This window comes from Leptolyngbya sp. GB1-A1 (assembly GCF_039962475.1).
In the GTDB taxonomy this organism is placed as follows: Bacteria; Cyanobacteriota; Cyanobacteriia; order Elainellales; family Elainellaceae; genus Leptolyngbya_A.
Genome location: NZ_JAMPLI010000047.1, coordinates 1 through 12,570 on the forward strand (window position 1 = coordinate 1; position 12,570 = coordinate 12,570).

Below are 12,570 nucleotides of genomic sequence, written 5' to 3' on the forward strand. Positions count from 1 at the left end.
CGTGTATGTAATATAGAATTCTATATTACATACACGTATACATATACACACGATCGCATATAGGATATTCTTATACATACAAATATCTTATACACTTAGGCGATCGTTTTATTTATTTGTATACGCATAGGAACATAGCGTAGAAGCGTAAAAGGCTATAATCGTTGCACTATATGCGTTTTAGGGTTTCACAAATATTTGCAGCGATCGTTTCTATATTTATACACATAAGAGAGATCGTTGTTTTATACCTATACGAATACAAATATCTCATCGCCTATGCGTATACAACAAAAGCGTATAAGTGATTTATATCAATCGTGTAGGGGCGTAAATTCTTGCAGTTCCCTGAACTCTTTCCCCAAGTAGACCGATTGCTTGTCGCTGCGCTCCTGCCCATAGCGCGGGGCGGTCGGCTTGCCCACTACACGAGTGCCGCAGCGCGATGCGATCGATCACCAGTAGCAGCGTAAAACAATTGCTCCGCAATAGGTACAAGGGCGCAGCGACAAGCGACCCGCCAGAGGCGGCAGCGTGAAACGATCGCTTGTCGCTGCGCTCCTGCGCGTAGCGCGGGGCGGTCGCTGTGGCGCAACTGCCAGCGATCGTCACCCTCTTGCATATAGAAACACTATGCGTATATGATTAGCGTATACAAGAAAGATACAAGTATGAGTCGCGACAAAATTATTAGTGAGTACCTTGCCCGCATCGATCGCCATGATCGGGTCAAGCTCTCCACGGAAGAACGGGCGTTTCTGGTGCAGGACTTTATCGAGCAACTCCAATCGCTTGAATCGGCTGAGGCAATCGAACTGCTTTGCCGCAACGAAATCGAAATGCTGGAGCGGGGCTATGGGAAAGGCACAAACAGCACGACCAATTACCTCTCTGACTATCGCAGGGCGGTAGCCCAGGCAACCGAGCAGGGCAATCTACCTCTGACTGAGGAAACGTCTTTTTTCTTTAAGGGGCGCAAGCGAACGGGGGAGCCGATCCAGGCACTTCAGCATCTCGCTTTTGACCTGATGCGCTACGACAACTCGGTTTATCTTGCCAACCGGAAACAAACGAATGTGGGGAACAATGAGCGGCAGGACAACCCTCAGCCTTTCAATCTCGATCGCTATTTGGAGAAGGCGATTGAACTGCTGCAATCCCAGGAGCCGGAAACGTTGGCGGTGGGGATCGCTGCTGTGACAGGCAGGCGGCACACCGAGGTTGCTGTCTCTGGTCGCTTCTTTCCAACCCGGCATTCCTATTTGCTTTCCTTTGAGGGGCAGCTTAAAAAGGCTGATCCGATCGCGTATACGATTCTGACCCTGCTTCCGGCTCAAGCGGTGCTGGAGGCGATCGATCGCTTTAGAGGCTTTTCTCAGGTGCAAGCATTGGCAGGACTCACTAGCGCGGATCGGGAAGTGGCTGCTTTTCGTGCCAGGGTCAACACTCGTGTCAGGCAGCACTTTCAGGACACTCACATCCTACCCTTGCTGCCAGGGTTCCAGAGTGTGAGCGTTCACCGCCTCCGGGCTGCTTATGCGCGTGTGGCGATTCACTACTGGTTGCCGGGGCAGGGGGTGAATGAGCAGCGTTGGTTGCAGTTCTACCTGGGGCACGTTGCTCCGGGGGAGATGCGCGATGCGGCGAACAGCAATTCCACTTCACACTATTTCGGCTATTGCTTGGTGAACGACCAGAGCAAGCCAATTACGGTGACGGGCATCAAACTGATGGCGAATCCGCTGCCCGGTCTAACTGAGCAACAACTTCAGCAGCAGCAGGCAGCGAACGACTACCTGGACTCAGACCCTCCAGAAACTGACTCTATCCCCCAACCAGAAGAAGCGATGTCTCCCACACAGCACGAAGTTGAAGAAGTTGCCGCAGACCTGCAAACCCTGCTAGAGAAAGAATCTCAGCCATCCTCGACGACGCAAGAGCCGACCGAAGCTGCACCGAATGCTCATCAGCCCAGCAAGTCGAAGCGCAGCAAACCTCGCTATCGGGAATTGCGCGTGAATCTGACTGAACTGCAAGCTGCCGCCGATCGCCTGGGTATTGATGCCCCCACTCGTTCGGGCTACCAGTCTCTACTAGAGCAAGTGCTGCAATCTGCCGCCACTCAATTGCCTATATCCACCCCGGCTCCACTCGACCCGAACGAACTGCTTGCCCCCTTGATGGAAAAATTCACGGCTCCCTTGATGGAAGAAATCACCGCTCTCAGGCAGCAGGTGAACGCTGGACAGCAGCAGCAGGAAATTGAGCAGCTCCGCGAACAAACTGCCCAGCAACAGCAGGAAATTGACCGACTCAGGGCAGAACTGCAAGCCGCGACCGATCGCCTCCAACAAATTGCCGCCGCCGCTCAAGGTCTGGCTGGACTTCAACCTACGCCAATCCCCCAACCTGCACCAACACAGCAGCCCACTGCACCAATTCCGCCGACACTTACCAGCCAGCCAGTCGCGCCACAGCCAGCACCAACTTACCGCACTGCTCCGGGTAGACCATCAGCCGGAAAGCTTTCACCCACAGACCGAGTGCCGATCGCTATCTCCGCTCTCATCCACCACAACCACAACTGCCAGCCCAGCGATCGCTGGTTCTTGAGCGGAAATGTCATCGCCACCGCCGCTAGTGCAAATCCCGCTCTCGTCGTTACTCCCTGGCTAAAGGCTCATCCTGCCGCTACCGCTCAGATCGACCAGCACAATGCCGCGATCGGTCTCAATGCCAGGAGTAATGGTAAAGATAAAGACCGTGGACAACTCAAACCCATTTACGATCGCTTCATTGACGGCAAGGCGATCGAGGAACTACAGTCGGTCGTCCAAAAGTTTAAGACTCAGACCGACAACAGTGATACGACTTGCGGAGGGTGAGGTTAGGGGTCAAGAATTTTAACCAAGATTCGCAATAGCTCTTCGAGATCGGCGGGAACTCGATAAAGGTCAAGGTCTTGGGTGACTTGACGCTCAAGCCGATCAAACTGTCCAAACTGCCAGATATTCCCGGTTGAGACTGCACCCTGCAAGATGCGCTGCTCTGATTCAATCCACTGGTCGAGGGCAATTAGCTCGATCGCAAGCTGCACAAAGCCGCGCTCCAGGTCTTCGTTTTTGGCTTCAATCACCAAAAGCGTCTGATGGTTTTGCAGCAGATAATCGAGGGAGCCTTTTAGCTGATTGCTGACGGCGACGGGATATTCAACGTTTAAACTCGCCTGCGTATAGTGCAAAACATCGGTAAGAACGGGGGCGATTAGAAATTCTCGCCGCGCCATTTCGCTGGTCAGGCTGAGGCGGGGCAGGCTCTCTTCGATGCGAGTTTTCAGATCAACCAGTCGATCGAGCGTTCCAGTCGAGCGCGGCAGTTTGAGCGATCGACGCTGCAAGGAAACGTCAAAGTATGCCAGGATATCCTGCGGGGCAAAGTTGAGCTTGAAGTAATCGGTGAAGGTGTAGGACTCGTCGGGCTGAATAATTCTGGCTCTGGGCATTGCACAAGTTCTCGCGGGTTGGGGTTAAGTCGATCGAATCTAGAGAAGTCCCGGTATCCATCCTCATTGTTGACTCCTTCTATTTTGCCTGGGACGACATTGTGAATTCATCAGACGAGGTTGGGACAAAGTTTGCTTGGAGTGAGTTAAAGCCCATAAAAACAGCTTCTATCCTGCACAGTGCAAGGACTACAGACACATCATTCACCAGTTTGATCCCCTAACCGATGCAGTCGTTGAGCGCGGAGCGCGATCGTTTGCTTGAAACAAAATTGTTCTATCTAGATAGTTCTAGCTAGTTTGAGTGCTATTTCTAGTAGAACTTTCTGCCATTTCGGATTCTGTCCCATCCGTTTCGATGGGTTCGATACTGGCTTCAACCAAGTCGATTGCCTCGGCAATGGCTGCCTGAGCGATTTGCACCTGTTCTCGGATTGCGATGAGCTGCTGCATTCGGGTAATTCCTTTCCGTGCTTCGTCATTGCGCGGATCGTCATCCCGGCTTAGATGAATCATGCGGACGGGCTGTTCTTCCTGGGCTGGGGCAAACATCGCTCTCGGTGCCATCAGTTTGTTGTACGGGTAATCCCCATACGGTCGGCACACCCAGTAGCGGTGGGCGATTGTTCCTTCGGGCGGGATATAACTCCCCTCGAACCGCGCCATTCTCCGCTGGAGTTGGGCGATCAATTCGCTGAGGTGGGTGAAGGTGGCTTCAGGAATATAGTCTTCAGGCATCTGAGGACAGCCCCGCTGCATCAGCATCTCCACGGCGATCTCTCGTCGGGTCGTTCGCCAAATCTCGCGTCGCCGTGCCTGCTCTTGCTGAGACGCTCTAGTGCGTTGCTCCCGCTCCCACTGCTGCTCCTGACGCACTCGAATCAGTTCGATTTCTTCGTCCGGGGTCAACCTCGTCGCCTGCCCACAAGTCTTATAGTTGGGGCATTCTCCTGGCTCTAGTCCCGGCTGCATCAGCATTGAGCCACAGTCAAACCCAAATCCGCACACCTTTTTCGGCATAGCGACCGTCCCAACTTAGTTCAATAAGGTTCTAGCTTGTAATTAATATAGTATTGCTAGAACGTATTGGGATAAAGGGAAAAACCGGAACTAGGGACGGCGATCGTCTTCCTCCAAGCAGTTGCACTCCTCTAGAAGGCTGGGGCAATTCCTAACTCTCAGTCTTACCAGGCGGTCGAATAGCATCGATTGCGGACAACCGGAAAAAGGCGTGTTACATAGCCCAAACTCTTTCACAGCTAGTACTTGATGCTTGATCGATTGCGGTCAGCAAACGCCGGCTCACGGTCACAACGCGGTACGTGACAACTGAACTTACTAGCATCATTAATTCAGGTGAAGGAGTACGCATGAACTTAAATATGAGGATACAATCGAAGACCGTATAAATTCTAGTAGCAGCGACGCGATGAGTTGGACTGAGCCTAAATACAGCAAGAAGGCTGTTGGTAGATCCGGTGATGCCTTAATAAATTCATCTTCCGAGGAGGAATATGCACAGGCATTGATTATCGTTAATAACTGGAGGGCTGCACACGCTTGTCCTCTAAACAGTCTTCAATCATCGCTCAGATATCGCGCACAAAAAATAAGCCAAGATGTGCTTATTAGCCAAAGACTAAAAAGGGTTCCTTCAATAAAAGGGAAACTGCAACGTTCTCAAGGAATGCAGTTAGACCGAATGCAGGACATCGGAGGATGCAGAGCAACTTTCCCTGCTGTAGAAGATGTCTACGCTCTTAAAGACATGATGAAAATCAAACCTCCAAGAAGCCTACTCTCAAAAGAATACGACTATATTCAAACTCCAAAGCCATCTGGTTACAGAGGCATCCATCTAGTCTACAAATTCCAAGGGAAAAAACACAGTGTCCATAACGGACTTCTAATTGAAGTTTAACTCAGATCTATAATTCAACACGCATGGGCTACTAGCGTTGAAATTGTAGGCACATTTTTAGGAGATTCTTTAAAATCTGGAGAAGGTTCTCCAGAATGGCTAAGGTTTTTCAGTCTAGTCAGTACACTCTTTTCAACTCTAGAAGATTGCACCCCAGCAAATTTTGAGGAAAGAAATATTCAGGAGATAAAAGAGGAAGTTATTTATTTAGAAGACAAGCTCTCTATTGTCGATCAACTTCAAGCATTCTCAGTGGTTACAGACCATAGTAGTTTACTTGATATGTCAGGTGGCTATTTTCTGCTAACTCTAAGAATTAATGAGAGAAGAGTCACCATAAATCACTACGAAACGAAGGATTTAGACTTTGCGACTAAAACCTACCTTGAATTAGAAGAAGAGTACAGAAACAGCAACGTTAACATTGTTCTTGTAGCAGCAGAATCTATTTGGAGTCTAAGAAAATCTTACCCTAATTATTTTGCTGATTCCCAAATTTTTCTAGATACTTTCAGCCAGGTTTTGGAGATATACTAACTCACTCTCTTCTCACTGGCTGCCCGGTAGAAGTATGTGAGAGCTAATAGTGACAAAGATTACGAGAAATGGTAGAGCTACGTGAGAGGTTAGATATTGCGTCTCTGCCCTTTGTTAGTCACATATTCTGTGTTGGGTAAATTTAGAACCTGAAAGTCAGGTAAAATAAGGATTAGAAAAGTATTTTGTAAGATCTCATGTCATCTGATATTGAACATTACCAGTTTCGTCATCATTCTGGCTCTTATGCAATTTTGTGAAAAGGAGTGAGATTGCTGAAGCAGTCAACATTGGCTCAAAGGTTCAAGGTGTACCAACAACAAAGTGCAAGAGGTTCTAACAGTTGTCTAACACATACCATGCAACGAACAAGCGATGATTGCTGATGTGGATGCAGGAATACAGGTTACTGCTGATAGCAATTGTTAGGCTCAGAGTCAAAGTGATCATGTTTGTTTACTACTACTAGAATTAGCTTTGGGTATCAGTTCATTGTGATAGCAAGGAGATTAAGGGATGAGTTCAAGAGATTTTCTAGATAAATTTCGGACAGACCTTGATGATGTAATACAGGTGCTTAAATTCATTAAAATTCGCTCTGACTTTATAAATCCTATTATGTTTCAGCAGGTAGGCTCTTTTTTAGACATTGATGCTTCCGATTCTGAGTACTTGGAAGAATCGATGCGAAAAAGTCAAGAAGTTCCAGAAGCTCTGCGACAATCCTCAGAAATGATAGATGAATCATTATCAAGGTTAGAGGAAGCTGAACAAGCAATAGCAAAATTGAAAGATAATCTAAAGGCAGAAAAGGAAAGGCTGGGTCGGCTAATCGATGCATCATAATAAACTCAAGTCCGTCTTGTCTGACACGTTAGTGCAGTAGACAGTATGAAAACCTCCCGCAGAGGGGCTGGCAACGATTCTGGCGAGAAAGCGATTGTTCTTACTTGTCACTTCCGTACCTTCACTACCTTCCCCCTACATCGACTGCCCTAGCTCTACCCAAACTGCTAGAACAATGAAATGTCCTTGATTTCTGGGTTAGAAAAGAGGTAGCCCGTTTCAGAATCATCACGATGGAATCCATAACGTTAACAGCAGCAGCAATCGCCACGCTTGTTTTGAGTGAGGCATTCAAAGAAGTAGGGAAAACTTTGGGCAAAGGCACAGTGGAGGCGGGGGGCAAATTAGCCCGGTTGCTGCGGGAGAAGCGACCCGAAACCGCTAGAGCACTTGCAGCCGAGGAAGATACACCAGATTATAAAACAGCAGTCGTCGAGGTTGAAACGCTAGCGCACCAAGATACGGAGGTGGCAGCAGCGATTCGATCAGTCATTGAGGCAATGCAAGCACAGCCGCAGGGACAGCAAATCGTCAATTCTTTCGTCCAGAAGGCAGCTAACGTCTACAACGCTCCAGTGACGATTGAGAAGCAAGATATTACGTTTTGACTCCCCTCGTCGGCTGACGGCTCCGACAAAGTATCGCCGCTCTTTGACCTTCCCTATCGATCGTCCCCTAACTTCGTTGGGCGGACGGACGAGCTGGTGCGGTTAGATACCATTTTTCGATCGTCGAGTGGAGCAGTAATCTCGGCAATCGCAGGCATGGGCGGCATTGGCAAAACGCAGCTTGCAGCAAAATATGTCAGAGACTATCAGCAAGCTTTTCCAGGAGGCATTTGCTGGCTGAATGGGCGGGCAGGCGATCTGGCAACTCAAGTTGTGTTAAAGGCTGAGTTGGAGCTGCATCTGAAGGGTCTGGATGCAGTCAAGGAGCAATTGGTTCAACCTGATGCGATTGCCCAGTGGTGCTGGCGACACTGGCAACCCGAAGCCGGACGAGTGCTCATCGTGCTGGATGACGTAACTGATTGGGCAAACTGTCGTGCTGCTGTGCCGACGGGTGATCGCTTTCGCATCTTAGTCACAACAAGACAACAGAACTTGCTGCCCCACTACGAGACGGTTGCGCTGGATGTGTTGCAGCCCCAAGAGGCGCGATCGCTGCTCGCTTCGCTGGAAAAGTTTGGGCGGGTAGAGCAAGATCTGGCGATCGCAGACCAGCTTTGTGCAGCACTGGGACACTTGCCATTGGCGATTGAATTGGTCGGCTGCTATCTCGCAAACGACCCCTATTTAACGCTGGCAGAGACGATTGCTAACTTGCAGGCAAAGGGAATGCAAGACCCGGCACTGGAACGACCAGAGAGTTATGAGATTGTGGCACAGCGAGGGGTCAAGGCGGCGTTTGAGTTGACGTGGGCAACGCTGGAGCCACAAGCGCAAAAAGTGGCGCGGCTGTTGAGCTATTTTGCGCTTGATTGGATTGATTGGGATTTAGCCCAATGGGTGATGCAAGCGGTAGAAGGCGAGGATTACACCCTCGGTGGCTGGAAGGCTCGATTGGTCAACGCATCGCTGATAGAGATAGAACCGAAGCAACCTCAGTGGTGTCGGCTTCACCCTCTGATTCAGCAGTTCTTGCAGGAAGAGGAAGCGATCGTGGTGCAAGAGGTAGGAGCTGCACCGCTTCGAGGTGCTTTCTTAAAACGTATGGTAGCGATTGCGCGACAAATGCCAACCACTCCAACCACGAGAGACATTGAGGCGTTTAAAGGGGTAATTCCACACATCCGAGCTATTGCAGAACAGCATACAGCCGAGTTAGAAGGGAGTGGACTGGGATGGTTATTTGATGCCCTGGCACGATTCTATGAGGGACAAGGACTCTACGCGCAGGCAGAAGTATGGTACGGAGAATGTTTAAGTACGGTTCAAGTCCGATTTAAGGGCGATCATCCTCAGGTGGCGCATAGTTTCAACAACCTAGCAGCTTTATATCAAGCACAAGGACGGTTAGACAAAGCTGAACCACTTTACCAACAAGCACTGGAAATGAATCAACGCCTATTTCAAGGCGATCGCTCGACAGTGGCACTGGGTCTTAACAATCTAGCGGGACTTTACCAGGCGCAAGGACGGCTAGACGAAGCTGAACTGCTCTACCAGCAAGCATTGAAGATGCGGCAACGCCTGTTTGAGGGCGACCATCCTGATATAGCACAAAGTCTCAACAACCTAGCAGCTCTATACCAAGCGCAAGGACGGCTAGACGAAGCTGAACCAATCTTTCAGCAAGCACTGAAGATAAATCAACACCTGTTTGAGGGCGATCATCCAGCAGTGGCATATAGTCTCAACAACTTGGCAGCACTTTATAAAGCGCAAGGACGGCTAGACCAAACTGAACTCCTTCTCCAGCAAGCACTGAAGATGAATCAACGCTTGTTTGAGGGCGACCACCCGGCACTGGCATCCAGTCTCAACAACTTAGCAACACTTTACAAAACACAAGGACGGCTAGACGAAGCTGAACCACTCTACCAGCAAGCACTGAAGATGAATCAACGCCTATTTGAGGGCGACCACCCGGCACTGGCATCCAGTCTCAACAACCTGGCATATCTTTACCACTCGCAAGGACGGCTAGACGAAGCTGAACCAATCTACCAGCAAGCACTGAAGATGAATCAACGCCTATTTGAGGGCGACCACCCGGCACTGGCATCCAGTCTCAACAACTTGGCATATCTCTACCACTCGCAAGGACGGCTAGACGAAGCTGAACCAATCTTTCAGCAAGTGCTACAAATGCGGCAACGCCTGTTTAAAGGCGATCATCCTCAGGTAGCACTTAGTCTCAACAACTTAGCCTATCTCTACCAAGCGCAGGAACAGCTAGACCAAGCTGAACTCCTTTTCCAGCAAGCACTGAAGATGCGTCAACGCTTGTTTAAGGGCGATCACCCTGATGTAGCATCCAGTCTTAATAACTTGGGAGTGTTTTACTATGAGCAGGGGCGAGTGGGTCAGGCAGAATCTCTACTAGTCCAATCACTCGCTATGCGGAAGAAAATCTTAGGAGCTAACCATCGGCATACGATTGCTACTCAGAGAGGGTTAGCAATTGTTCGTCAGGCGATGCGAGGTAATTGACCAACTGGGCGAAGAGTGACTTAACTCTTGCAAACACTGCGGCAATTTCGATCGTTTTTTAAAGTGCTGCAATTCTCTTGTCGCGTCTCACGCTTTTCGGACTCTTACGCAGTTTTGGTGAAAAGGGTTGCGATTGCTGAGGCAGCCGAAGTCGGCTCGAAGGATTGAAGCGCCTCCAATTCCAACTTCACCAAAAGAGCGTAAGAATCCAGAGATCGCGGTACACGACAAAACTCGACAGGTAGAGACGATGCTTCGAGACAACTCATCAAAAGATTAAGGGAAAACTATTACGTAGGAACCTTTCTGGGAGAGGAACCTGAGGGTGCTCAATAAGACATTGTTGTTGTAGGTGATGTACACTTGTCCAAGTACAAGCGTTCAAGAGTCATTAATTTAGGCAAAATGCGGCTATGAAAAAATATGCCTACTGGAATAACAAAGGCGGTACAGGTAAAACTAGCTTGGCATTTCAGTCTGTCGCTATCTTTGCTGAGCGCAATAAGCAGGCTAAAATTCTTGTCGTGGATCTATGTCCTCAAGCTAATATCTCTGAATTATTTTTAGGTGGTTTGCTAGGTCAGGGTAGTGAAAACCTTCTCAAATTACAGGGCTACAGTCCAAGGAAAACGGTTGGGGGCTATTTCCAAGAGCGTCTGCCGTCACCGTACTCAATGCCTCAAATTAATTCACAGGATTTTATAAGTAAGCCGTACCAATTCAATCAAAATATCTCTGAAAACATAGATCTGCTTGCTGGAGATGCACTTGTTGAATTGCAATCGAATGCGATATCAACCTTAGCCAATACTCAAATCCCTGGAACTGACACTTGGCTTAAGATTGTTGACTGGTTAAATGACTTCATTAAGAGCTTGAATAATGATTATGATTACATTTTTGTAGATGCTAATCCAAGCTTTTCAATATATACACAAATTGCTCTTGCAGCCGTTGATTCTGTCATTTTACCCGTAATGGCAGATGATTCTTCTAGAAGGGCTGTACAAAATGCATTTTCCCTGGTTCATGGCATTAACTTACCCTCAGCAATTTATAGCCAGCATAATTTTTCGTCGAGGCTAACTGCTGCTGGCAGGGCAACTCCTCAATTTCATGTATTTCCTAAAAATAGACTTACTCAGTACATGGGTTCAGCTTCAGCGTATCACTCTGTACTAACTTCTATTGACCATATGATTTCAGCAATTTTGTCTTCGAGTCCCTCAGTGTTTTCGTTTAGTAACATCAATGATGGAATCGTTGAGCTTCGTGATTTTCAAACAACGGGTGTAGTTGCATTTGCTTTTGGTTTACCTTTTACAGCATTAAAACCAGGTAAATATAATATGCCGGATAGAGAAACTCAAATACGAGCTGATTATCTCCAGAACTGTATAGATTCTATGAATATGCTAATTTCAAAGTTATAGCTCTAGTTTTTTTGGGTAAGCACAAACCCAGTAGCCAATCGGGGCGAGGAGAGCATTTAACTCTCCCCTTCCATGTTGCGTGCAGGGAAAATATTACTGTCGTGTCTCTCTCTTTTCGGATTCTTATGCAGTTTTGGTGAAAAGGGATGGGCTTGCCAAAGCAGTCAACGTCAACTCAAGGAATCAAAGCGATTGCAGTTCCAACTTGACTAGAAGCGCGTAAGAACCCAAACAGCATGGCACGCGACACTTGTCGTCGAAATGTTTCAATATGAATCCTTCATTTATAAATTAGAATTTATAACTTTAATTTAACTTGCTCAATGGATTTTATGAAAAACATATTTGTTGATACTTGTGTTTGGTGGCATTGGTTTAGTTACTTAAAACAATCTTCAAAACTCTCCTCTAATCTAAAAGCAGAATCTGAAGCCTTTCAACAGATATACAACATAGTGCTGAACAGTAGCAGCAAACAATTTGTCTTTAATCAAAAAATAGTAGATGAACTTAGCTCTCAATTTGCAGCACAGTTTAAGGAAAAAGTTCTTCCATTCGCAAAGAAAGTTCCAATTCCACTAACAAGACTTGACGGCACGTACAAGTTTGATGGTTCTATTCTATGTGGCGGAAATTTTGGTGGAACATTACGTGATTTACTCGTCATATATGGATATAAACATGCTGACAAGCTTGAGGAAGCTGCTGAATTCCTAGCTCCTGATGCTTATTTGTACAAGACTAAACCAAGAAAAAAAGAATTCGATATTGAACATATGGAATCTGCTCTTGAATGTGACGCAGAGTTATTTATAACTACTGATGAAAAAACAATACTGAATTTACTAGAGAAAGCTGTCAAACTTTACCCTACTCAACACCCTGTTGTTCGTATGCATTTAATTGCAAAACTTCCATCCGAGTCTCTAAGTATCCTAATGTATAGCAATCAATGAAATTGTACTGTCTGGGGTATGGTATTGCGCCTCTCACTTTTCGTAATCTTTCCATCTTTGGGTGATCAAGTATTACTTGTTCAAAAGCTCGATCTGTAGCAATAATCAGTGTAAAAAAGACAAAGAACCTCTACAGCCTCACCGATAGATGGGGCAGAATCGCTGACAGGGAATAGAGTTTAACGTCTACATCTAGCAATCGGATTTGGACGATCGCCTG

General features: G+C 47.5%; 10 protein-coding genes. 7 read left to right on the forward strand and 3 right to left on the reverse strand.

Features of this window, described 5'->3' with window-relative positions; genetic code table 11:
• Positions 1 to 309: 309 nt before the first annotated feature.
• Positions 310 to 612: a hypothetical protein gene (locus NDI45_RS25355; protein ID WP_348249344.1), complete on the reverse strand. Its 303-nt coding sequence runs from the start codon at positions 610 to 612 to the stop codon at positions 310 to 312.
• A gap of 59 nt (positions 613 to 671) precedes the next feature.
• Between NDI45_RS25355 and NDI45_RS25360 the strand changes: the two genes are divergently transcribed.
• Positions 672 to 2,885, forward strand: coding sequence for a protelomerase family protein (locus tag NDI45_RS25360; RefSeq protein WP_348249345.1), 2,214 nt, complete (start codon positions 672 to 674; stop codon positions 2,883 to 2,885).
• A 2-nt stretch (positions 2,886 to 2,887) separates the two neighbouring features.
• Here the strand turns inward: NDI45_RS25360 and NDI45_RS25365 are convergent, their stop codons facing one another.
• Together NDI45_RS25365 and NDI45_RS25370 are read right to left on the reverse strand one after the other, a co-directional pair.
• Positions 2,888 to 3,502 carry a hypothetical protein gene (locus tag NDI45_RS25365; RefSeq protein WP_348249346.1) on the reverse strand — a complete coding sequence of 205 codons (615 nt, stop codon included), beginning with the start codon at positions 3,500 to 3,502 and terminating at the stop codon, positions 2,888 to 2,890.
• 291 nt (positions 3,503 to 3,793) lie between these two features.
• Positions 3,794 to 4,522 (reverse strand): hypothetical protein, encoded by a 729-nt coding sequence (locus tag NDI45_RS25370; protein WP_348249347.1) that lies wholly within the window; start codon positions 4,520 to 4,522, stop codon positions 3,794 to 3,796.
• A gap of 409 nt (positions 4,523 to 4,931) precedes the next feature.
• On the opposite strand from NDI45_RS25370, the gene NDI45_RS25375 reads away from it, so the two are divergent.
• From NDI45_RS25375 to NDI45_RS25400, 6 genes are all read left to right on the forward strand, one after another.
• Positions 4,932 to 5,423, forward strand: a complete 492-nt coding sequence (locus NDI45_RS25375) for a RelA/SpoT domain-containing protein (RefSeq protein WP_348249348.1) — start codon at positions 4,932 to 4,934, stop codon at positions 5,421 to 5,423.
• A gap of 1,053 nt (positions 5,424 to 6,476) precedes the next feature.
• Positions 6,477 to 6,806, forward strand: coding sequence for a hypothetical protein (locus NDI45_RS25380; protein WP_348249349.1), 330 nt, complete (start codon positions 6,477 to 6,479; stop codon positions 6,804 to 6,806).
• 233 nt (positions 6,807 to 7,039) lie between these two features.
• Complete coding sequence (locus NDI45_RS25385; protein WP_348249350.1) at positions 7,040 to 7,414, forward strand: hypothetical protein; 375 nt, start codon at positions 7,040 to 7,042, stop codon at positions 7,412 to 7,414.
• A 96-nt stretch (positions 7,415 to 7,510) separates the two neighbouring features.
• Entirely contained in the window at positions 7,511 to 9,961 is a 2,451-nt protein-coding gene (locus NDI45_RS25390; protein ID WP_348249351.1) for a tetratricopeptide repeat protein, read from the forward strand.
• Positions 9,962 to 10,374: 413 nt separating this feature from the next.
• Positions 10,375 to 11,394 carry a ParA family protein gene (locus tag NDI45_RS25395; protein WP_348249352.1) on the forward strand — a complete coding sequence of 340 codons (1,020 nt, stop codon included), beginning with the start codon at positions 10,375 to 10,377 and terminating at the stop codon, positions 11,392 to 11,394.
• 323 nt (positions 11,395 to 11,717) lie between these two features.
• Positions 11,718 to 12,350, forward strand: coding sequence for a hypothetical protein (locus tag NDI45_RS25400; protein ID WP_348249353.1), 633 nt, complete (start codon positions 11,718 to 11,720; stop codon positions 12,348 to 12,350).
• The last annotated feature ends 220 nt before the right edge of the window (positions 12,351 to 12,570 follow it).